Genomic DNA, 21,309 nt, shown 5'->3' on the forward strand with positions numbered 1-21,309 from the left:
AAACGCACCCCTGACGCTCGGGCTGTCTCCGAAGCCTCTCCGGGCGAGTAATGGTCGACGTCACAGACGGCCCACGCCTCGTCGTAGTCGTTCTCCTGCTGCCGGCGGTACGTGCCACGTACCAGATCGACGGGTGAACCGCGCTCGACGGCGACCGCGACCCTGACACTGACCCAAGGTTCCCGTTTCAATGCTTCGAAGTAGGCGCGCTCGGTGGACTCGCCGTTCGTCGTGACCAGTACGGTCCGCCGCTGCTCCCGTGTTGCCGGCCCTCTGCGCAGGTCCGTCTCCCGGCCGCCCGCATGCACCATGCGACCCGTTTGGCGCTCACGACGTCGAGGCGTCATCCGTACCTCCACGGTTGGTGAGTGCCTGCTCGAACAGGTGGGTCGAAAGGTCCGGCACCGCACCGTAGTTGCCGTTCAGGTACCGACGCTGTCGATTCTCGCCTTCCTTCCGAGGCTTGAAATCCGTCAGCGGATAGAGCGAGGAAGCGCCTTGGTCGTCCTTTTCCACGAACCAGATCTCGTCGCGGCGCAGGATCTCCTCCGCATCGAGAGTGCCGAGCAGCGCGGCGTCGTGGCTGGTGAAGATGAGCTGACTACCCAGCGGGTTGGCCTCCGGGCTGCGGAAGAGGCTGATGAGCTTGGCGGTCAAAATCGGGTGCAGGCTGGCGTCGATCTCGTCGATCAGCATGGTGGCACCGGTCCGGAGCATCGCGGCGGCGTGCAGCCCCAGGGTGAGAAGTTGCCGGGTACCGGTCGACTGGTCTCGAAGTTCGAGCAGAGCGGTGCCGTTGGGGCCCTGGTGGGCGAACTGGATCCTCGATCGTTCGAGCACCGCCCACCGACGAGCCCGCCGCTGAACGAATGTGCGATCAGTCGGCAGTGCCGGCTCGTGAGTGCTTTCGCTCGGTCTTGGGTTGACCACGACGCCGACGATTCCGACGTCGGCAGCTTGCAACAGTTCAACGGCCAACTGGAGCATGTCCTGGTCATCCGCGTCGTTAGGACGGAGAAGGCTGGACAAGACCATCTCGGGTTCCATCCGCTGGCCTGCCAGGTAGAACCAGCGGTAAGTGTTGTGCAGCGGTTGCGGGTTCGTCGGATCCGGCTCTGGACGGCTGTGGCCGAAGCGGGCAACAGTGCTGAGGAAAAGTGCAGCTGGCGCGGTGATCTCTGCAATTTGCTCCAGGGGCCGCCGGCCTGACTCCTCGCCCCAGGCGAAGTTGTCCCCATCGCGTTCGAAGATGCGTCGCTTGCGGCCCAACGGATAGTGGTAGAGCCACTCTTCAAGCACCCGATCGTCGTCGATCGTGAACCCGTAGGTGTGCCGGACGTCGCCGAGCATAAGGTCTACGACATAACGTGATGGCTGCCCGACGTTCTCAGGATCCAGTCGGAAAGGTTCGCGGAACAGCCCCACCCCGGGCTCGACCGCGCGGTCAGACTCCACGACCATCTGCCGCATGAACGCCAGAGCGCCGAGGCAGTTGGACTTGCCGGACGCGTTGGCCCCGAAGATGCCGACAACCCTGACAGCCGGGGTCGGAGGCCCACCCGCCTCGATGTTGTCTCCGTAGACCGGTGTGAGGTTGAGCTGCTGCTCGTCGCGGAACGAGCGGTGGTTGGCAAAGCGGAAACTCAGCAGCATCGGCGGTGTGCCCCTACCTGGTGGGCGGTTACAAACGCATCTCTGCGAGTAAACCACGAAGAGGTGGGGGAAGCCCTTCATGGGCAGGTGCTGCTGCCGGGTGCCGGAGCAAAGGGCGTACAGGCCGACGGAGGAAGTGTCAGGGCGTGCTCGCACAGGCCGTGTCGAGCTGGCTTGGGCCGGTGGCGTCCGGCCAGGCCATTCGGAACTTGCGGGGAGAGCCGTTGAGTCGGGACGGGTCGGCGCCGGGTGGTGACACCGTCGCCGTCTCGACATGGCAGGCTCCGCAAGCCTGGTAGAACCGCTGCGCCGCGGTGTTCTGCTCCAGCACCCACAGGTAAAGGCCGTGGGTCGTCGCGTGTGCCACCGCGGCTCGGGCGGCGTGGGCCAGGAGCGCGGTGCCGACACCGGTGCGGTGCTGGTCGTACGTGACGTGCAGGTTGTCGACGAGGCTGCCCCACTGCGGGTCATGGTCGAACATGACATGGACGAAGCCGATCAGCCGGCCGCCGTCCTCGGCCACCACGGTCCGGCTGCGGGTGGGGTCGGCCAGGCGGGTCGACCAGACCGAGCGCCGGTCGGCGACGACATCGCCGTCGAGGAAGGAATCGGAGTACGCGCCGCGATAGTAGCGACGCCAACTGTCGGCGTGCAGCAGCGCGATCTGCCCGGCGTCGTCAACGTCGGCGAGGCGTACTCGCAGCAGATCGTCCTGCTTGAATGCCTGGTCGGATTCCCCGTCCTGGCTGGAGATGGGAGTTGGCACGAAAGCACCTCCGGGCTTCGCAGCTTGCTCGACATCACTCGTGCCGAGCCGGGTCCTCACCCGGAGCACCCCGCCCACGATCGGAGGGTTGCCGGCCAGCAAGCCGGGGCTTCGCGCTGGCGCTCATGACCTGTGTAGACCGTACCAACTCCGCCGCACTTCCGGCGTCCTGCACCGGTTGTCCGAGGCAGTTCGCACCGCGCCGTAGCCTCCGCGATAACCTGTTGGCGGGCCACGGCAACCGCTGCTAGCTTTCCGGAGGCCGTGCGAGAAACCGAGGAGGTGGTACCCGTGAACGTGTCGACATGGGTGCTCCCCTCAGGGGTCACGGTCGGGCGATAGGTCGTCCGGGAGCGCCGTTCAGCGCACTCCCGAAAGGTACGACCATGGAGTTCATTTCCGAACAGCGCCTCGACGACGGCGTCCGCGAGCGCGAATTCACCCTCGGCGAGATCCCCGGCATCCTGTGGACGCCTCCCTCCGTAACCGCTCCGGTGCCGCTGATTCTGCTCGGCCACCCCGGCGGACTGCCGATGATGTATCCCCGACTGGTGGCCCGGGCCCAGCACTGCGCGGCGGAGGGCTTCGCCGCAGCCTCCATCGAGCTTCCCGGCGGCGGTAACCGGCCCCGTTTCCTCGCCGTCGAGGAGGCCCGCGCCGACCTGCGCCGGGCGTTGCAGGCCGGCGAGCGGGTCGACGACGAGATCGTCGACCGGCTCGTCCTCCCGCTTGTCGACAAAGCCGTCCCGGAATGGCGGGCCACCCTCGATGCCCTGCTTGCGTTGCCCGAAATCGGCGGCCCGGTCGGCTACTCGGGAGGGATCATCGCCATCGGCGTCCGGCTGGCGGTGGTCGAGCCGCGCATCCGGGCGGCCCTTCTGTTCGCCGGGAGTTTCGTGCCCCGCAGCATGTTCGAGGAAGCCCGGCAGGTCAGCATTCCGTTGCAGGTGCTGCTGCAATGGGACGACGAAGGTAACGACCGGCAGTTGGCGCTGGATCTGTTCGACGCCTTCGGCTCCCGGGAGAAGGCGCTGCACGCCAACATGGGCGGACACACCGGCATCCCGCATTACGCCGGAGAAGGCGCGAACCGGTTCTTCATCCGGCACCTGAAGTAGAGGTCAGCCCGGCCGGCAGTCTGCCCGCTCATCCGGGCAACGTACCCGATCAGCGTCGAGTGATCAGGGACGCGAGGACAGGTCGACCGCTTCGGCGAGAAAGACGTCCAGCTCGCTGTCCGACATGCTAGGACTTACTTGTTCGTGAGAGGCCGTGTGGCTTGTCAGCCGGAAGATGCAGGGCTCACAACCTGGTGGCCAGCGCTGCTGCTTCAGCGAGAAGCTCGTTCAGCTCGTCGTCACCGACAGCGCCATTGCCCAAGATTTCCAAGATCACCAATCCCTGGATCCGCCCGGCCATCTGGGGCGCTATGGCCGTCTCGACATCGGGATCCACAGCGGCCCGGATCAGCGTCTCGGCTGCGTTGGCGTCGATCTCCGGGGTGCCGGCGGGGGCAGCTGCTCGCATGTCGGCAACGAACCGCATGATCTCGCCTGCGGATGTCCGCTCGTCGAAGCGCCGGTTGACGGCGAAGTAGAAGACCGCACCGAGCAGCGTCGGGAAGCCGTCCCAGCCGATCTCATCGAGGCGGGCTTCGATCCGGTCGTTGGCCTCGTGATCGCCTCTGACCATCGTCCGGATGTAGTCGACCATCTCAGGGCTGCTCATCAGATCGCTTCCTCTCGCGGTGTTTCTTCACCATGTTCCAGACACCTCGAAATCCCACGACGATTGCGCCAGCAGCCATGATGACCGACGTGACCGGGTGCTCCAACTGAGGGCGGTCGACCGGCGTGCCGGGGTCGGAGGCCGTGGACGTCGTGCTACCACTCGATCCCGATCCCTTCAGGCCCTTTTGCAGCTCGCGAAAGCCGGTCGTGATGGCCTGCTCGGTCTGCTTGAGGGTGTCCTCGGTATCGTCTGCCTTCTTGACGTGCCGGCGGAGGAACGCCTCGCCCTTGCGGTTGCGTTCCTCCGTCTCCGCGACCAGGCGTTCGCCGGACGGTGAAGCCGCATCATCTGGTCCGGCGGGCGCGGCGCCGGGGGCGATCGTGTTGACGTACGCGGTGATATGGCTGGCGGCCTCAGACAGCAGGCGGGCGTAGCGGCCGGCTTTGTCCCGGGCCACCTCGGCGTCCGCGACGGCGGCGCGCAACCGGTGGTCGCTACTACCGCGCTGCACCTCGACCAGCCGCGCCAAGGCCACTTCGGCGTCCGTCCGGGCGCGCAGCGCGGTGACCGCTGCGGCATCAAGCTTTCCGCGTACGGCGAGAAGCCGTGCGACCAGTTCGGCGATGCTGCCGCTCATCCGAGTCGGGTGAGGTAGTCGCTTGCGTTCTCGGCGGTGCCTGCGAAGCGGCGGCGAGTCGGTTCGACCTCTGCCTTGGCGGCGGCGAGTGCCTGATGAGTGTCGGTCACGTGCTCGTGTTGGCTGCCGCGCAGGATGGCGTTCGCCGTGCCGGTTGCTGCTTCGGCCTCGGAGACAGCCTGGTCGAACACCCGTTGTCCCTGGCGGACGGCTTCGATGGCGGCGTGAAGGGTCGCCTTGACCTCGCCAACACTCATGGTGGTCGACGGTCAGCCGAGAATGCCGACGTAGCGGCGGGCGGCCTCCGAGCTGCCCTGCACGAGCGTCATGGCCTCGGCCAGGCGCTGCTTGCTCTGCTCTCCTCGGGCGATGGCCTCGGCGATCGTGGGGTGGCCGGTGCCGGCAGCGACAGCACGTAGCCGGGTCAGCATCTGCTCGGTGTTCTCGGCGGCGGCCCGGATCTGGTTGATCGTGGCATTGCCCTGCTCGGCTGCCTGCATCAGCGCCGCCTTGACCTCTTCGATGCTGGCCATGCTGTCCCTCCGTCGATCGTCCGCGAGCGCAGATCACGTTTGCGTAGTCGGGCGGACACTATCGGAGATGACTTCGCTTCGCAGCCCGGTAGCTACAGGTGGTCGGCTGCGGTCCGTTCCACGTCGGCGATGAACTCTTCAAGCTGTGCTTCGTCTTGGTCGCGGTCCTGGAGCAGCTTGCCGAGGAGGACAATCTGTATCTGAAGGGCCGTCTCGGGGTTGAGGTTCTCGATCAGCTTGACCTCGCCGAGCGCTGCCCGGACGAGTCCCTCCATCTCCAGCGTGGGAAGCGACTGCGCGTCCGGGAACTGCGATCGCGTCTCGGCTACGAACCGAGCCACGTCGGTCGGCGAGGGGTTGGCGGGGAAGCGGTCGTTGATTGCGATGGCGAAAGCCGCGCCGATCACCTGGCTGCCGCCGCGCCAACCCGTGGTCTCCAAGCCGTCCAGGATCTGGTCTACCGTGCCCCAGTCACGACGCGCCATCGCGCGAATCAGGTCGCTGAATTCCGTCCGTACGCTCACGGTTTCGTAACCTCGCTATCCCTTTGCGGATCGACACGACGGAGCGGTGGACGGCGATGCCGGCCACCAGCCCAACGACGACCAAGTGCCCTGCGGTGTCCGGTGCCTCGTTGGCGAGACGTTGGCCCAGGGTTGGGCTGGCGCTCGGTGTAGTGGTGCCGGCCTGCGTTCCTGTCGGGCCTTGCGGTCCTCGGATGAAGTTGAAGGCTTCCCGCGCTGCGCTCACGGTCTTCTGGGTGTTGTCCTGAAGGTCCTCGACGTTCCGGGTCATCGTACTCAGGAAGGACCCGACGTTCCGTCGACCGGATTCGCGTTCAACGCTCTCGGAGAGCAGCGTCTCGCCCGAGGGCATGGCGGCCTCGGAGGGCGCCGTGGGGGCGGAGCCGGGAACTACGGCGTTGGAGAAGGCGGCAACGCTGTCGGCTGCCTTGCTGATGAGATTGGCGAGTCTGACGGCCTTCCCCCTGGCTGCCTCACTTTCTTGCACAGCGCCCGTCAAGTTGGGATGGCTGGTGCCGCGCGCGGCCTCGGTGTAGTGGGTGGTGGCCTGGCTGGCGTCTTCCTGCGCACGCCGAGCGACGATGGCAGCGCCTTGCAGAGTCCCGATTACCTGACGGAGCTGTGAGACCACCGCGTCCAGACTCGCGCTCATCCGATAGCGCCCAAGTATGCGTCGGCGTGCTCCCTGGCAGCGTTGATTCGGCGCAGAGTCAGCTCAACCTCGCGAGCTGCGGCGAGCAGCGTCTGCCTGGCGTCCTCCGCCTCCTCGCGTTGGCTGTCGTGAAGAGTGGCGATGGCCAAGGCGGAGGCGTCGCGTAACTGGGCGCTGGCCATCTCAACGCTCTTCTCGGCATCGTTGAGCGACTGGTTGCCGCGTCGGATGGTGGCCTTGACGTCACCGATTGCCACGCGAGGACGGTATCCGAGCGGGACAGTCCAGCGCAGCCCCGCTGAGGGCGACGGTGTGAGCACCGCCTGCGGAACTCAGGGCTTGCTGTAGGGCACCAGAAAAGCCCGTGGACAGGTCTGCTGACGGAACCTGTCCACGGTTTTGGGCCGGTTGCGCTTCGAGCGTCAGCGGTTCTTGCGGGTGGACGCCAAGAAGGTGGTCCAGGCGGTGGGGGTGAAGGTGAGGGCGGGGCCGTGCGGGTCTTTGCTGTCGCGTACGGCGACGATGCCGGGCAGGTTGTCGGCGACCTCGACGCACTCGCCACCGTTGCCGCCGCTGCGGGTGCTCTTGCGCCAGCGGGCACCGGTCAGATCAACCACGGTGAGCCTCCTCGATCACTTTTCGATCAGTTGCTCTTGACGTCGGTCTGGTGCTCGTTGGGTGCATCTGTTGTCGTGATAGCAACAACAGATGCACCCAGACCCGCTACTCGTGAAGGGGGCAGACGTCGGCGCTCGGAAGCTGTCCCACTTTCACGTGAGGCATCTCGGGCCGATCAGCGAGCTTTCGTGGCCTTGACGAAGGTAGCCCAGGCGGTGGGGGTGAAGGTGAGGGCAGAGCTGTGCGGGTCTTTGCTGTCGCGTACGGCGACGACGCCGGGCAGGTTGTCGGAGACCTCGACACACTCGCCGCCGTTGCTACCGCTGCGGGTGCTCTTGCGCCAGCGAGCGCCGGTCAGATCAACCATGGTGGACCTCCCCGATGATCTTGTTGATCAGGTGTCTTGATTGTGCTTCATCGAGGGCGAGCTGTTCCAGGCTCGCCCACACCTTTTCGTAGGCAGCGAACTCTTCGGGGCGATCGAGGTAGAGAGCACCCGTCCAGGACTCGCTGTAGATCACGGGCGGTTCAGGAGTCGCGCGGTTCTTGAGCGGGAAGTTGAGCATCACGAAGGAGCCTGCCTCCACGCCACGATGCAACCCAGCCGTGAGCGGCAGGACTCGGATTGAATTGGTTGGCGTCTCGGAGATTGTCAGCAGGTGATGTAGCTGATTTGTCATGGTCTCGGGGCTGCCCACCGTGCGCAGCAGAGCCGACTCGGAGATGATCACATCCAGCGTTGGAGGCGCGGGCATCCGGCGGGTGAGCAGGGATTGGCGCTGGAGTCGGACTTGCACAAGCCGTTCCCGTTCTTCGGTGCTCACCTCCGTGCGGTGCTGGTAGACGCCGAGCGCGTAGTCCCGCTGTTGCAGCAATCCCGGCAGCATCGCCTCGTTGAAGAAACGGAGTCGGCACGCCGCGTCTTCGAGGCCGACGTATAGCTCGAACCAGTCGGGGATGGCGTCGCCGTAGGCGTGCCACCAGCCTTTCGCTCTCGTCTCGGCAGCCAGGGCGGTAAGCGCCCGGGTCAGTTCGCCACGGGCGGCGTACAGGTCGCACATGGCGCGGACGTCGACGCCGCGTACCGAGCCGAGGCCGCTCTCGATCCGCCACACCTTCTGTCGGCTGCACTCCAGCGCCTCGGCGGCGGCGTCGAGCGTGATGCCGGCCTCGGTGCGCAGGTCACGCAGGGTCCTGCCGAGTTGGCGGCGGGGCACTGTCGACCCCATGTCTTCGGCCATCGCACCCTCCCTCCTGTTGGGTTTTGCAACATCCTGACGGCGATCGTGGAACTCGGAATTGGTGCGATCAAGCAGTTGATCAGTATGACGCGACATTCATTGTGATGGCTTTTCCGACCCTACAAGATGAGTCTGACAACGGCGATGACCGCGACGTCAATTCCGAACTCATCCGTCCCATGCAGAAGGGGTGGTGCCAACCCGTGCGCGCATTCTTTCCACCACGACAGTGCACCAACGGAAAGCCGGCGGGTGAGCGGTGACCGTCATAACCTGCCCGGACTGTGCCGGGATGACCTTTCGGCTGCTGCCCTGCCGGTGCACCAGCTTCGGTGACCGGTTCCTGGCCGAGGAAACAGCGGCAGCCTCGCCCGAGCGCCGGGAGGCGTACCGGGATTGTGAGCAGTGTCGGGGTGCGGGCAGTGTCGCGTACCCCTGTCATCGCTGTCGGCGGCGCGGGCGACGGCGGGCGCAGCTGGTGCTCAGCGTGGCCAACCTGGACAGCGGCGCGGTCGCCTCGCACAACGTCGTGCCCGGCGGCCTCACCCCCGAGCGGACGCACTCCGGCTGGGTGGTCGACCTGGGCCGGACGGTACGCGAGCTGGCCGCAAGCGTCGGCGCGACCGTCACCGACGAAAGACTGACGCTGTTGTTGCCGCCGCAGTGGCGACCCGACGCGCCGGCCGTGCAGCGGTTGGAGCTGGAGGCCCAGGTCATCGCAGGATTCGACAACATGCCCTGGCGGCTGTTCCTCGGCCGGAGCCGACAAGCGCCGCCGGTCGACCCGGCCGACCGGCTGGCCCGGCTCTGCGCGCTGGCCGACCTGCTCCTGCTCGACCTGGTGATCGAGGTACGGCGGGAGGGCCTGGGCTGGGACGTCAGGTACGAGGTGCCCGGCTCGCCGGTGCCGATGTTCCGGACCGGGCGGCTCGACCTGCCACAGGCGCTGATCGGCACCGACGTGACCGACGCGCTCGCCGGGCTCGCCGAACGCGGCCGGGGCGTCGCCGCCCGGCTGGTGCAGCCCGCCCCGCAGCGCCTGCCCGCCGCACCGACCGCCGGGCTGCCTGCCGTGCCGACCGTCGACGTGGACCAGCTGGAACGCCGGATTCTCGCCGACTGTGTCGATCCGGTCGAGGGTGTCGAGCTGCTCGGCGCGCAGGCGATCTGGCGGGACGGACGCTGGTGGCACACCAGCCTGCGCGGCGGCGAGCCAACCGAGGAACTGGTGGAGCAGCCCACCGGTCAGGTTCTCCGCCGGGTGCGGGTGCCGTTGCGTCGCGGCTTCACCCCGCCCGACCCGTCCTGGCTGGGTGCGGAGATCGGCTGGCGGCCCTGCCCGGACTGCGTACCCGGCAGCCGACTGCGTAGCTGCGACTGTCGGCTCGGTGGTCGTACCGCCGATGCCGGTTGCCCGGACTGCCGGGGTGCCGGCCTGCGTACCTCGGCGCTTGCCTGCTTCAGTTGCGACGACACCCACCGGCGGTACCAGGCGGTGACGATCACGCTTACCGACCTGCGGCACCGGGTGCTGCACCTGACCTGGCACGCCGGCACGTCGGAAGAGGTCACGCTCGCCGCCACGCAACCCGGCGGCAAGCCGGTGGTCCGGCTGCCCGACCGCTACCGGCTCGCCGCCTGGGCGCCCATCCTCGGCGTACGCCCCGAGGATTTGGCCGAGGCCGACGGTGGGCACGAGATCGATCAGGACCTGTGCGGTGGGTACGTCACACTGCCCTGGGCCGGGGCCGACCCGGTGGCCGAACAGGTACGCGCCGCCGGCCGGAGCCAGCCCGCGGCCCGGTTGATCGTGACGGCGGTACGCCCCGACGCCCCACCGCTTACCGAGCTGGTCCGGCTCGGGCTCGGCCTGGACCTTGCGCTTGAGGTAAGCCTCTGCGACCTGCGGCACAATGCCGACGATCCGCTGCGCCTCGACGGGCTGCGCTGGTCGGTCGACCTGCGACCCCGCGACGCCCCGGTACGCCCCGACGAGTGGCCCTACCGCCCGACCCTGGAGACGGCGCTCGCCTGGTGCGTCGAATGCCTGCCCGACACCATCGCCGAAGTGGTGCCGGTGGACCCGGCGATCCCGATCCCGACGCCGGATGCCGCGCCGAATGACCTACCCGCCGACCCGGTGCCGGTGCTGCTGCGGCTGGCCGCCCGGCACGCCGGGCAGATTCTGACCGTCCGCTTCACCCGCGCCGGCTGCACCCTGCACCTGCACGACGACGACGGCGTACGCCTGCTTACCGAATTGGAGCCGCCGAGCTGGTAGACATGGTCGTGTCGCGGGGGGAGGGACGGGGTGAGCAGGGCGGTCGAGGAGACGAACCGGGCGATGCTGCGGGCCCGGGACGCGATGGACCGGGCGTACGCGGACCCGCTCGACATCCCGACGCTGGCGCGGATCGCGCACGTCTCCCCGGCGCACTTCATCCGTACCTTCCGGGCGACCTTCGGCGAGACTCCGCACCGCTATCTGCAACGGCGTCGGGTGGAGCGGGCCATGTACCTGCTGCTGCACACCGAGCAGGACGTGACGGACATCTGCCACGCGGTCGGGTTCGGCAGTCTCGGCACCTTCAGTCGTACCTTCCGGCAGATCGTCGGCGAGTCGCCAAGCGACTACCGCAAGGGGCGGACGATGCCCGGCGCGCCGGTACCGGGCTGCTTCACCAAGTCCTGGACCAGACCGAGCAGTTTTGGATAAGCAGCAGGTCAGAGCGCTGAACTAGCGTTCCCGGCATGACGATGAACGCGATCAGCCGCTCTCAGATCTACGTCCTCGACCAGGACGAGGCGCTCGACTTCTATATCGGCAAGCTCGGTCTGGAGTTGAACACGGACCAGGATCTCGGCTTCATGCGCTGGCTCACGGTGAACGTGCCCGGCGATCCGAAGCGCGAGATCCTGCTGGAGAAGCCGAGCCCGCCCAACCTCGACCCGGCCACCGCCGAACAGGTCCGCGAACTGCTCACCAAGGGCGCCGCGGGCGGCTTCCTCTTCATGACCACCGACAACGCCCAGAAGACGTACGAGGACCTGGTCGCCAAGGGGGTGGACATCACCGACGAGCCGATGGAACGGCCGTACGGAATCGACTTCGGCATCCGCGACCCGTTCGGCAACCGGATCCGGATCGGCCAGATGTTCGAGCAGGGCTGAGCGGCCACCCCCTGCGCCGGGCCCGGCGCACCGGCCGAGAGGTAAGGTGCGCCGGGCAGGTCGACAAGCGGTGAGCTGGGTCAGTAGTTGACCCGCCAGCGGCCCGTACCGTCGTAGGTGCTGCCGTCCACACGCGGCCAGGAACCCTGGCCGCCCTGCACGACAAGCCCGCCGTTGTCGTTGAGCGCCTGCTGCATGGTGGACATGCTGCCCTGGATCTTTTCCGCATAGGCGACGTAGGCCAGCACGGCGGCGCCCAGCAACCCCACAACGGTGGCGACCGTGGCACCCGCGTCAATCGGAGCGGCGGGCGCGCCGAAGACCGAGGCGGCCAGGCCGAGGGCTCCCGCCATGCCCACCACGAACGTCCCCGCAGCGACGATCAGCGCCGCCCAGAACGCGATGATGCCCCAGGCCAGATCGTTGAGGACGTTCTGGATGCGTTCCGCCAGCGGTTTGATCGTCCCGACCGCCCGGGCCTGGGCCTCGGCCGAGTCCTTGTAGGCCGACGCGGCCGAGCCGGTCCACTTGTCGTCGGCCTTCATGCCGAAGGCCGAGACGACCTGCTGCTCTCCGCTGACCGGAGTGCCCACGTGCAGATCCCAGTAGTCACCGAGCCGGAACAGCGCGGGCGGATAACCCGGGGCACCGATGAATTCCTGCATCCGGTCGAAGTACTTGTTCGCCTGCGGCAGGAAGAAGTCCCACGATCTGCTGATGGCCCAGCACACCGGCGACGGAAGCCGGCGCATGGTGTTGTTGAGTTCGACGGCGACCGCGTTGATGAGCTGCTGGATCTCATCGAGAAGCTCGTTGATCTCGGTCAGCTTCTCCTCGAAAGCGGCCTCGAAGGCGCTGGCACCCGGCGCGGTCATCGGGGCCCCTCGATCGTCACGAACGTGCCGGCCGAAGCGGTGTCCGTGGCCAGGTAGTCCTCGGCCACCTTGTCCAGGACGTCGGCGAACTCACACATCGCCGCCGTGCCCTCGCCGAGCAGTCGTACCGCCAGGGCCTGCACCTCTGCGTACTTGTTGGTCACATCGACCAGGCCGGCCAGGTAACCCATGTGGAAGTTGGTGAGCGAGTAGGAGTTAGCGGCCTGGCCGGCTTTGTGCAGGACCTGGGCCGACCCGCGCCAGGCGCGAGCATCCGTGGCGAGCGCCTCCAACGCGACTTCGACCACGTCACTGTCCGGTGTGGTCACAGCTCTCCTTCCAAATCTTCAGGGATGGGCTCGGGCCGGCCGGCAGCGGCGCGGCCGGTAAGCGGTTGGAGCCGCCAGCCAAGGGGCTGGCTCGGACGGCCGGGGCCGGTGTGGCTGGCCGAGGTTGGGTGCGGCTGGCCGAGGTCGGTGTGGCTGGCCGAGGTCGGTGTGGCTGGCCGAGGTCGGTGTGGCTGGCCGGGTCGAGTGCGGCCGGCTCAGGTCGGGTGCGGCCGGCTGAGGTCGGTGTGGCTGGCCGGGTTGAGTGCGGCCGGCTGAGGTTGAGTGCGGCGGGTCAGGTCAGCAGGCCGAGGCGGCGCAACAGGGCCGTCGGGTCACCGGACGGCTGGAGCGCCGTGATCGCCGGGAACGCCGCCATCATCTCGGCGGTACGCTCGGCGGCGGCCTGATAGGCGGCGCGGCAGGCGTGCAGCGTCTCGGTGGCGAGGACCTGACTCCCGGGCTGCTGCCGAAGCCAACGCTGGCTGAACTCGACGTCGGTGATCTGCCCACCGGTGAGCCGTACCGTGACGTGGTCCCCGGACCGGCCGACGATCTCCTGCTGCTGCTGATCGCGCAGGTTCTCCTGGTAGCGCCGCAGCTCGTCGCGGGTCTGCCGGAGCTGCTGGACCAGCTGTTGCATGACCTCCAACTGGCCGGCGGCATCCGGCGCCGGGGCGAACTCGAACCGTTGCGGCCCCAATCCGCTGGCCGTGGCCGTTGCCCGGCCGCTGCCCGTCGGAAGCAGCTGCCCACCGCTGAACGTGGACGCCGGACCGCTTGCCGGGTTGGGTGCCGGCGTATCGGCGCGTTCCTCGACCCGACGGACCCACGCCGCGCGTCGGTCCTCGACCGCCGCCTGGATCGCCGTGAGCACCGCAGGCGCCAGGCCGTCGCCCACCATCGACGACCACCGTGGCGCGATTTCCAGCTTGGTGACCCGGTCGCTGTGGTCGACCTCGACGCGTACGGCGTGGGACTCGTCGTGACCCACACCGATGAGGTCCGACGGGTCCACCTGCCAGGCCGCCTGCTCGGCGGCGACGCGCATAGCGCGTAGTTCACTTTCGACAGCCATTACCGTCCCCCGTTTCGTGCGGCCGAAAATAGCAGGTCCTCGGCCTTTCCGTTGACCCGTCGACCCCCGTCCATCGGCAAACGTGAGCAGCCCGCTGGCGCGGGCCGCAGCCCTCCCGCTGGTCGCGGGCCGCGTGGTGACCGTGCGCTGGTCGCGGGCTGCGTTCATGGTCAGCCTGCTGGTCGCGGCTGCGTCGTGACCGCCTGCTGGTCGCGGGCCGCGTTCTTGGTCAGCCTGCTGGTCGCGGCTGCGTTCTTGGTCAGCCCCAGGGGGCCCGGTTCGCCAGGGCGTGCAGTTCCTGCGCCACCTCGGCGGCTCCGGGCCGCTGGATCGTGGCGAGCATCTCGGCGAGCGCGACCAGCTGGGAGCGGGGCGGCAGCGTACCGGTGTCGACCAGCAGCGGAAGGCGTACGCTCCCGTCCGGCCCGGCGACCAGCAGCTCGGGGACGCGGTCGTCGGTCACGCCGGGCGGCGGTGCCTTGAACCGGCGGTTGGTGGGCCGCAGCCCGATGCTGTTCGCGGTGACCAGGTCGACGGTGCGCGGCCGGACCCGTTGCACGGTGAGTCGCGTACCGTCCAGCCAGGCGGCCGTGCGCAGCACGGCGAGCAGGCTCCACACCCACCATCCGGCCATGGCGGCGACGAACAGCCCGGGGATGCCGTACAGCAACGGACCCACCGCGTCGGCGCTGCCGATGTCGGCCACATCGAGCAGCGTGATGGTGACCCACGAGAGCACGGTGCCGAGGCAGGCGGCGAAGCCCACCGCCGGCAGCCCGAGGAGCAGCACTGTCGTCAGCCGACCCGCCCGGGTGTGCCGGAAGCCGTACCACAGTCGCAGGTGCCGGTTGTCGGTGCTCACTCGCTGATCATGCCAACTGCGAGCGCCGTTGCGCTGCCCCGGTTCGTGGGACAGCGCAACGGCGAGTGCGGTTGTTAACAAGGGGCCCTTGCTATGCACGAGGCGTTAACAGGGGGCCCTTCCTTTCACTCGGGTACGCGGCGGTAGGCGCCGTCGCTGGCGGAGGTGGCCATCGAGGCGTACGCGCGCAGCGCGGCGGAGACCGGGCGTTGCCGGTCGACGGGGGTGTAGGGACGGTCCCGCTTCTCCTGGGCGACCCGGCGGGCGTCGAGGACGTCGGCCGGGACGTTCAGCTCGATGGAGCGGGTCGGGATGTCGATGACGATCTCGTCGCCCGGCTCGACAAGCGCGATCAGCCCGCCGGAGGCGGCCTCGGGGGAGGCGTGCCCGATGGACAGCCCCGAGGTGCCGCCGGAGAACCGGCCGTCGGTGAGCAGTGCGCAGGCCCGACCCAGCCCCCGGCCCTTGAGGAACGAGGTGGGGTAGAGCATCTCCTGCATGCCGGGGCCGCCCTTCGGGCCCTCGTAGCGGATCACCACCACGTCCCCGGCGACGATCTCCTTGGCCAGGATGGCGGCGACCGCGTCATCCTGGGACTCGTAGACCTTTGCCGGCCCACGGAAGGTCAGGCACTCCTCGGGCACCCCGGCGGTCTTCACCACGCAGCCTTCGGGGGCGAGGTTGCCGTAGAGGATGGCCAGCCCACCGTCGGCGGTGTACGCGTGCTCCCGGTCGCGCACGCAGCCCCCGGCCGCGTCGGTGTCCAGCGTGGACCACCGGTTGGTGGTGGAGAACGGCTCGGTGGTGCGCACTCCGCCCGGCGCTGCGTGGAACAGCTCGATCGCCTCGGCGTTGGCCGAGCCGCCGCGGATGTCCCAGTCGGCCAGCCAGCGCTCCAGCGAGGGGGCGTGCACCGCGTGCACGTCCCGCCGCAGCAGGCCGGCGCGATCCAGTTCACCGAGGATGGCCGGGATGCCACCGGCCCGGTGCACGTCCTCCATGTGGTACTGCGGCGAGTTCGGGGCGACCTTGGCCAGGCAGGGCACCCGGCGGGAGATCTCGTCGATGTCGGCGACGGTGAAGTCCAGTTCGGCCTCGCGGGCGGCGGCCAGCAGGTGCAGGATCGTGTTTGTCGAGCCGCCCATCGCCACGTCCAGGGCGACGGCGTTCTCGAACGCGGCCCGGGAGGCCACCATCCGGGGTAGTACGGAGGCGTCGTCCTGGTCGTACCACCGCTTGGCGATCTCCACGGCGGTGCGGCCGGCCTCGACGAAGAGCTGCCGGCGGGCGGCGTGGGTGGCAAGCGTCGAGCCGTTGCCCGGCAGCGCCAGCCCGATCGCCTCGGTGAGGCAGTTCATCGAGTTCGCGGTGAACATGCCCGAGCAGGAACCGCAGGTCGGGCAGGCGGAACGCTCGATCGCGTCGAGCTGGTCGTCGGTGACCGCCTCGTTCGAGGAGGCGATCATCGCGTCGATCAAGTCGATCTTGGAGTGCACGACGCCCTCGATCGCCACCGTCTTGCCGGCCTCCATCGGGCCGCCGGAGACGAAGACGGTCGGGATGTTGAGCCGCAGCGCGGCGAGCAGCATGCCCGGAGTGATCTTGTCGCAGTTGGAGATGCAGACCAGGGCGTCCGCGCAGTGCGCGTTGACCATGTACTCCACCGCGTCGGCGATCAACTCCCGGCTGGGCAGGGAGTAGAGCATGCCGCCGTGGCCCATGGCGATGCCGTCGTCGACCGCGATGGTGTTGAACTCGCGGCCCACCCCGCCGGCCTCGGCGACCGCGTCGGCGACCAGGCCACCCATGTCCTTGAGGTGTACGTGACCTGGGACGAACTGGGTGAAACTGTTCGCGATGGCGACGATCGGCTTGCCGAAATCGTCGTCGGTCATCCCGGTGGCCCGCCACAGGGCCCGGGCACCGGCCATCGTCCGACCGTGCGTGGAGGTCTTCGACCGCAGCTCAGGCATGCCTACCAGTCTGGCACCGACAAAGCCGTACCGGACAGGGCTGCCGGCCGTGTCCCACCAGTTGCACACCCGACTCCCATGGCGTGCGCTCATCCGGCAAAGTTGTGGGGGTGCACACACCCCCGGGCCTGATCGGCGCCGCTGCGCTGAGCGCGCTGGTGGCGCTCGTGGCCGGCGGGCTGCTGGCCGTCGCGGCCCGGCGCCGGGCCGGACCTCACCGGCAGGCGTACGCGCTGCTCGCCGTCGCCGCCGCGGTCGCCCTGCTCACCCTGCTCTGCGCGCTGGTCGTGGCGCTGAACCGGGGCGGGCACTGGCCGCACGAGCCGGCCCAGGACGTCGGCTGGCCGAGCGTGGTCGCGCTCGGCACGGCAGTAAGCGGCCTGCTCTTCTGCCTCGGTCTGCTGCGGATGCCCGGGGTGGCCGGCTCGGCGGGCTCGGTCGCCCGGCTCGCCCTGGACGGCCTGATCGTGGGCACGGCGCTGTGGTTCGTCGGCTGGGTGCTCTTCACCGAGCCGACCCGGCTGCTCGGCGACGCCACCCCGACGTCCTGCCCGGCGATCCTGATCGCCTCGGTGAGCGCGGCCTCCAGCACCGGCCTCGCCGCGATCATGGTCTTCCGGGTCTCGGCGCCCCGGCGCGGCCTCGCCGTGCTGGCCGCCGGCATCACCGTGGCCACCTGCGGCGGCCTCTGCCTGGCTGCCGGCCTCTGCCAGGCCGGTCCGGTGGTCACCTCGGTCAGCGCGGTCGCGCTCGCCAGCGGGCTGCTGATCGCCGCGCTGGCCGTGCACCGGATCGACCCGCCCGGCCAGGTTGCCATCGACGTGATCCGGCACGACGGCGAGTACGCGGTGATCCCGATGGCCGCGATGGTCGGCTCGGCGATCTACCACCTGCTCCAGGACGGCCGGTTCGACGCGCTCGGTGTCCTCGCTAGCAGCGTGCAGGGCTTCGCCCTGGTGGCCCGGCAGTACCTCACCCTGCACGAGGCGCGGGCCTACGCCCGGCGGCTCGCCGAGCGGGAGGCGCACTTCCGCCAGCTCGCGCACACCGACGCGCTCACCGGCCTGGCCAACCGGCGCGGGCTGCTGCGGGCGCTGCACCGGTGCGTCGAGGCGGGCGGCCCCTGCGTCCTGCTCAGTCTCGACCTCGACGGCTTCAAGCACGTGAACGACATGCGCGGCCACGACGTCGGCGACGCGGTGCTGGCCGAGGTCGGCCGACGACTGCGCGGCAACCTGCGCCCCGGTGACCTGGCCGCCCGGCTCGGTGGGGACGAGTTCGCGGTGCTCATGCACGGTGGCCCCACCGAGGCGGGGGCAGTCGCCGAGCGGCTGCTGGGCGTGCTCGGCGGCGGCTACGAGCAGCCAGAGGGGGCGGTGTTCCTCTCGGTGAGCATCGGACTGGCCGGCTGGACCGACGCGCCCGACGTCGAGCTGCTGCTGCGGCACGCGGATCTCGCGCTGCGCTACGCCAAGCAGCGCGGCAAGAACCGGATCGAGCGCTACGACGGTGCCTACGACCAGCTGCTGCGTCGGCGTACCACGCTGGAGCACGAGCTGCGCGGCGCGATCGAGCGCGACGAGCTACGGCTGGTCTTCCAGCCGGTGGCCTCCCTGCCCTCGGTCCGTCCGGTCGGTGCCGAGGCGCTGCTCCGCTGGCGCCACCCGGAGCTGGGCAACGTCCGCCCGGACGAGTTCATCCCGCTGGCCGAGGAGTGCGGGATGATCTCCACACTCGGTGCCTGGGTGCTGCACCAGGCCTGTCACCAGCTGTCCCGCTGGCTGGCCGAGGGGCACGACGTCTGGGTGTCGGTGAACGTCTCCCCACGGGAGCTGCACGCACCCGAGTACGTGGTCCAGGTCGCCGAGGCGCTGCGCGCCCACCACGTCCCGCCGCAGCGGTTGGTGCTTGAGGTCACCGAGCACGCGGTCGCCACCGACCTGGACGAGCTGATCCGGCGACTCACCGCGTTGCGGCTGACCGGCGTACGGATCGCCCTTGACGATTTCGGCGCCGGCTACTCCTCGCTGGGGCAGCTTCGCCGGCTGCCGATCGACATCCTCAAGATCGACCACGGGCTGGTGGCCGAGCACGAGCCGGTACGGCCGGTCGGCCGCGACGGTCCGGCCTTCGCGCCGATGGTCGACATCGTCATGCGGTTGGGGCACCAGTTCGGCCTGGAGGTCATCGCCGAGGGGGTGACCACCCCCACGGAGCTGGCCGCGGTGGTGGCCGCCGGCTGCCGTTTCGGCCAGGGTGCGCTGTTCGGCTGGGGCGTACCGGCCGAGCACCTGGAGGCGATGCTGGAGGCGGCCACCTCACCGGGCGCCCGACCGAGCCGCCCGGTGCCGGCAGCGGCCGGCCCACCGAGCCGCCCGGTGCCGGCAGCGGCCGGCCCACCGAGCCGCCCGGTGCTGGCCGCCGGCGCGCCGAGTCGGCCGGTGTCGGGGGAGCGTGCGGCCGGCCGCCAACCGCCCGGTCAACGCCCCGGCGAGGGGGTCGCCGAGCAGGTCACGCCGGGTGTGGCCGGCGTGCCGGGGCATGCCACGCCGAACTCCGTGGACCAAAATATGGGATCAGTTGACTCATCGCGTGAGATGCGTCAGTCTTGAGCCCATGTCGTCGTACCGGTCGCTGCGAGTACTTATCTGAGCGCACTCTCCTCGCCTGAGAGTGCGCTGGCCCCGTGCATCTGGCACGTGGGCCTTTTTCTTGCCGTCGAACCCATCGAACGCTGGCCTCGCCCGCGTTCCACAGTCTGAGCAGCCCCACCAACTCCAGCCGAAGGCCAACGTCATGACGAGACCCACGCCAGAGACCCTCGCCCACTCCGCCCGGCGCGCCCGTACCGCCGTCGAGGCCCCGGGCGACACCGAATCCGTCCGCCCCGCCGCCACGCCGGTACGCTCCGCCCCGGCCCAGGTCTCGGGTGCCGGCTCGCTGGTGCGCTCGCTGGAGGCGCTCGGCGTCGACGTCGTCTTCGGCATCCCGGGTGGCGCGATCCTGCCGGCGTACGACCCGCTCTACGACTCGACCGTCCGGCACATCCTGGTCCGGCACGAGCAGGGCGCCGGCCACGCCGCCACCGGCTACGCGCAGGCCACCGGCCGGGTCGGGGTGTGCATCGCCACCTCCGGACCGGGCGCGACGAACCTGGTCACCCCGATCGCCGACGCGTACATGGACTCGGTGCCGCTGGTGGCGATCACCGGCCAGGTGGCCCGTCCGGCGATCGGCACGGACGCCTTCCAGGAGGCGGACATCCAGGGCATCACGCTGCCGATCACCAAGCACAACTTCTTGGTGCAGGACGCCAGCGAGATCCCGCGCGTGCTGGCCGAGGCGTTCCACCTGGCCGCGACCGGTCGGCCCGGCCCGGTGCTGGTGGACATCCCCAAGGACGTCCTTCAGGCGTCCACCGCGTTCGCCTGGCCGCCCACCCTGGACCTGCCCGGTTACCGGCCCACCCTGCACCCGCACGGCAAGCAGATCCGGGAAGCGGCGCGGCTGATGACCGGCGCCCGGCGTCCGGTGCTCTACGTCGGCGGCGGCGTGCTCAAGGCCGGTGCCACCGAGGGCCTGCGGCGGTTGGCCGAGCTGACCGGCATCCCGGTGGTCACCACGCTGATGGCCCTCGGCGCGTTCCCCGACTCGCACCGGCAGCACCTGGGCATGCCGGGCATGCACGGCACCGTCGCCGCGGTCTACGGCCTCCAGAAGGCCGACCTGATCGTGGCGCTCGGCGCCCGGTTCGACGACCGGGTCACCGGCAAGCTGGACTCCTTCGCCCCGGACGCCACGGTGGTGCACGCCGACATCGACCCGGCCGAGATCGGCAAGAACCGGCACGCGGACGTGCCGATCGTCGGCGATGCCCGGCACGTGATCGACGAACTGCTCGCGGCGGTCACCGCCGAGCGGACGGCCGGGCGTACGCCCGACCTCGCCGACTGGTGGACGCAGCTCGACGACCTGCGCGAGCGGTACCCGCTGGGCTACGAGGAGCCCTCCGACGGCACCCTCTCTCCGCAGTACGTGATCAAGCGGCTGGGGGAGATCGCCGGACCGGACGCGATCTACGTGGCCGGCGTCGGCCAGCATCAGATGTGGGCCTCCCAGTTCATCTCGTACGAGAAGCCGCAGACCTGGCTCAACTCCGGTGGCCTCGGCACCATGGGCTACGCGGTGCCGGCGGCGATGGGCGCCAAGGTCGGCAAGCCCGACACGGTGGTCTGGGCGATCGACGGCGACGGCTGCTTCCAGATGACCAACCAGGAGTTGGCCACCTGTGCCCTGGAGGGCATCCCGGTCAAGATCGCCGTGATCAACAACGGCAATCTCGGCATGGTCCGCCAGTGGCAGACGCTGTTCTACGGCGAGCGTTACTCCAACACCGATCTCGGCACCCACAAGCACCGGATCCCGGACTTCGTCAAGCTCGCCGAGGCGCTCGGCTGCGTCGGGCTGCGCTGCGAGACCGCCGAGGACGTGGACAAGACGATCGAGGCGGCGATGTCGATAAACGACGCGCCGGTGGTCATCGACTTCGTGGTCGGCAAGGACGCCATGGTCTGGCCGATGGTCGCCGCCGGCACCAGCAACGACGAGATCATGTTCGCCCGTGGCGTCCGCCCGGTCTTCGACGAAGACGACATCTAGGAAGGCACAG

Annotated in this window: 23 protein-coding genes and 1 riboswitch; of the genes, 6 read left to right on the forward strand and 17 right to left on the reverse strand. The window is 69.2% G+C overall.

What is annotated here, in order from left to right:
- Positions 1 to 327: 327 nt before the first annotated feature.
- On the reverse strand, positions 328 to 1,653 hold the full coding sequence (locus QQG74_RS06870; protein ID WP_341719457.1) for an AAA family ATPase: 1,326 nt from the start codon (positions 1,651 to 1,653) through the stop codon (positions 328 to 330).
- A 139-nt stretch (positions 1,654 to 1,792) separates the two neighbouring features.
- Positions 1,793 to 2,419, reverse strand: a complete 627-nt coding sequence (locus QQG74_RS06875; protein ID WP_341719458.1) for a GNAT family N-acetyltransferase — start codon at positions 2,417 to 2,419, stop codon at positions 1,793 to 1,795.
- 15 nt (positions 2,420 to 2,434) lie between these two features.
- Positions 2,435 to 2,550: riboswitch (SAM riboswitch) on the reverse strand.
- A 255-nt stretch (positions 2,551 to 2,805) separates the two neighbouring features.
- On the opposite strand from QQG74_RS06875, the gene QQG74_RS06880 reads away from it, so the two are divergent.
- Entirely contained in the window at positions 2,806 to 3,537 is a 732-nt protein-coding gene (locus QQG74_RS06880) for an alpha/beta hydrolase (RefSeq protein WP_341719459.1), read from the forward strand.
- 184 nt (positions 3,538 to 3,721) lie between these two features.
- On the opposite strand, the gene QQG74_RS06885 is transcribed toward QQG74_RS06880, so the two are convergent.
- The 10 genes from QQG74_RS06885 to QQG74_RS06930 all read right to left on the reverse strand — a co-directional run bounded on the left by QQG74_RS06885 (position 3,722) and on the right by QQG74_RS06930 (position 8,355).
- Positions 3,722 to 4,147 (reverse strand): hypothetical protein, encoded by a 426-nt coding sequence (locus tag QQG74_RS06885; RefSeq protein WP_341719460.1) that lies wholly within the window; start codon positions 4,145 to 4,147, stop codon positions 3,722 to 3,724.
- Positions 4,134 to 4,787, reverse strand: coding sequence for a hypothetical protein (locus tag QQG74_RS06890; protein WP_341719461.1), 654 nt, complete (start codon positions 4,785 to 4,787; stop codon positions 4,134 to 4,136). The genes QQG74_RS06885 and QQG74_RS06890 overlap by 14 nt, the downstream gene beginning before the upstream one ends.
- Positions 4,784 to 5,044: a hypothetical protein gene (locus QQG74_RS06895; protein WP_341719462.1), complete on the reverse strand. Its 261-nt coding sequence runs from the start codon at positions 5,042 to 5,044 to the stop codon at positions 4,784 to 4,786. Before QQG74_RS06895 ends, QQG74_RS06890 begins: the two co-directional genes overlap by 4 nt.
- Before the next feature lie 12 nt (positions 5,045 to 5,056).
- A complete protein-coding gene (locus tag QQG74_RS06900; RefSeq protein WP_204036660.1) occupies positions 5,057 to 5,320 on the reverse strand; it encodes a hypothetical protein in 264 nt (87 codons plus the stop codon).
- Between the two features lie 92 nt (positions 5,321 to 5,412).
- Complete coding sequence (locus QQG74_RS06905; protein ID WP_341719463.1) at positions 5,413 to 5,844, reverse strand: hypothetical protein; 432 nt, start codon at positions 5,842 to 5,844, stop codon at positions 5,413 to 5,415.
- The gene (locus QQG74_RS06910; protein WP_341719464.1) at positions 5,792 to 6,496 is read right to left on the reverse strand and encodes a hypothetical protein; all 705 of its coding nucleotides are present in this window, start codon (positions 6,494 to 6,496) and stop codon (positions 5,792 to 5,794) included. The genes QQG74_RS06905 and QQG74_RS06910 overlap by 53 nt, the downstream gene beginning before the upstream one ends.
- Entirely contained in the window at positions 6,493 to 6,753 is a 261-nt protein-coding gene (locus tag QQG74_RS06915; protein WP_341719465.1) for a hypothetical protein, read from the reverse strand. The genes QQG74_RS06910 and QQG74_RS06915 overlap by 4 nt, the downstream gene beginning before the upstream one ends.
- 165 nt (positions 6,754 to 6,918) lie before the next feature.
- Entirely contained in the window at positions 6,919 to 7,113 is a 195-nt protein-coding gene (locus QQG74_RS06920; protein WP_341719466.1) for a DUF397 domain-containing protein, read from the reverse strand.
- Positions 7,114 to 7,289: 176 nt separating this feature from the next.
- The gene (locus tag QQG74_RS06925) at positions 7,290 to 7,481 is read right to left on the reverse strand and encodes a DUF397 domain-containing protein (protein WP_341719467.1); all 192 of its coding nucleotides are present in this window, start codon (positions 7,479 to 7,481) and stop codon (positions 7,290 to 7,292) included.
- Complete coding sequence (locus QQG74_RS06930) at positions 7,474 to 8,355, reverse strand: helix-turn-helix transcriptional regulator (protein WP_341719468.1); 882 nt, start codon at positions 8,353 to 8,355, stop codon at positions 7,474 to 7,476. Before QQG74_RS06930 ends, QQG74_RS06925 begins: the two co-directional genes overlap by 8 nt.
- Positions 8,356 to 8,647: 292 nt before the next feature.
- Between QQG74_RS06930 and QQG74_RS06935 the strand changes: the two genes are divergently transcribed.
- The 3 genes from QQG74_RS06935 to QQG74_RS06945 are packed head-to-tail and all read left to right on the forward strand — an operon-like array spanning position 8,648 to position 11,526.
- A complete protein-coding gene (locus QQG74_RS06935) occupies positions 8,648 to 10,636 on the forward strand; it encodes a hypothetical protein (protein ID WP_341719469.1) in 1,989 nt (662 codons plus the stop codon).
- 30 nt (positions 10,637 to 10,666) lie between these two features.
- Positions 10,667 to 11,071, forward strand: coding sequence for an AraC family transcriptional regulator (locus QQG74_RS06940; RefSeq protein ID WP_341719470.1), 405 nt, complete (start codon positions 10,667 to 10,669; stop codon positions 11,069 to 11,071).
- A gap of 35 nt (positions 11,072 to 11,106) precedes the next feature.
- The gene (locus tag QQG74_RS06945; RefSeq protein ID WP_341719471.1) at positions 11,107 to 11,526 is read left to right on the forward strand and encodes a VOC family protein; all 420 of its coding nucleotides are present in this window, start codon (positions 11,107 to 11,109) and stop codon (positions 11,524 to 11,526) included.
- A gap of 80 nt (positions 11,527 to 11,606) precedes the next feature.
- Here QQG74_RS06945 and QQG74_RS06950 read toward each other — a convergent pair whose 3' ends face one another.
- From QQG74_RS06950 to ilvD, 5 genes are all read right to left on the reverse strand, one after another.
- On the reverse strand, positions 11,607 to 12,401 hold the full coding sequence (locus tag QQG74_RS06950) for a hypothetical protein (protein WP_341719472.1): 795 nt from the start codon (positions 12,399 to 12,401) through the stop codon (positions 11,607 to 11,609).
- Complete coding sequence (locus QQG74_RS06955; RefSeq protein WP_341719473.1) at positions 12,398 to 12,730, reverse strand: hypothetical protein; 333 nt, start codon at positions 12,728 to 12,730, stop codon at positions 12,398 to 12,400. The genes QQG74_RS06950 and QQG74_RS06955 overlap by 4 nt, the downstream gene beginning before the upstream one ends.
- A gap of 292 nt (positions 12,731 to 13,022) precedes the next feature.
- Positions 13,023 to 13,805: a YbaB/EbfC family nucleoid-associated protein gene (locus tag QQG74_RS06960; RefSeq protein WP_341719474.1), complete on the reverse strand. Its 783-nt coding sequence runs from the start codon at positions 13,803 to 13,805 to the stop codon at positions 13,023 to 13,025.
- Between the two features lie 259 nt (positions 13,806 to 14,064).
- Entirely contained in the window at positions 14,065 to 14,667 is a 603-nt protein-coding gene (locus QQG74_RS06965; RefSeq protein ID WP_341719475.1) for a hypothetical protein, read from the reverse strand.
- 125 nt (positions 14,668 to 14,792) lie between these two features.
- On the reverse strand, positions 14,793 to 16,640 hold the full coding sequence (gene ilvD, locus QQG74_RS06970; RefSeq protein ID WP_341719476.1) for a dihydroxy-acid dehydratase: 1,848 nt from the start codon (positions 16,638 to 16,640) through the stop codon (positions 14,793 to 14,795).
- Positions 16,641 to 16,750: 110 nt separating this feature from the next.
- On the opposite strand from ilvD, the gene QQG74_RS06975 reads away from it, so the two are divergent.
- Together QQG74_RS06975 and QQG74_RS06980 are read left to right on the forward strand one after the other, a co-directional pair.
- Positions 16,751 to 19,252, forward strand: coding sequence for an EAL domain-containing protein (locus QQG74_RS06975; protein WP_341719477.1), 2,502 nt, complete (start codon positions 16,751 to 16,753; stop codon positions 19,250 to 19,252).
- A gap of 184 nt (positions 19,253 to 19,436) precedes the next feature.
- Positions 19,437 to 21,299, forward strand: a complete 1,863-nt coding sequence (locus QQG74_RS06980) for an acetolactate synthase large subunit (RefSeq protein ID WP_341719478.1) — start codon at positions 19,437 to 19,439, stop codon at positions 21,297 to 21,299.
- The last annotated feature ends 10 nt before the right edge of the window (positions 21,300 to 21,309 follow it).

The organism is Micromonospora sp. FIMYZ51, from assembly GCF_038246755.1.
In the GTDB taxonomy this organism is placed as follows: Bacteria; Actinomycetota; Actinomycetes; order Mycobacteriales; family Micromonosporaceae; genus Micromonospora.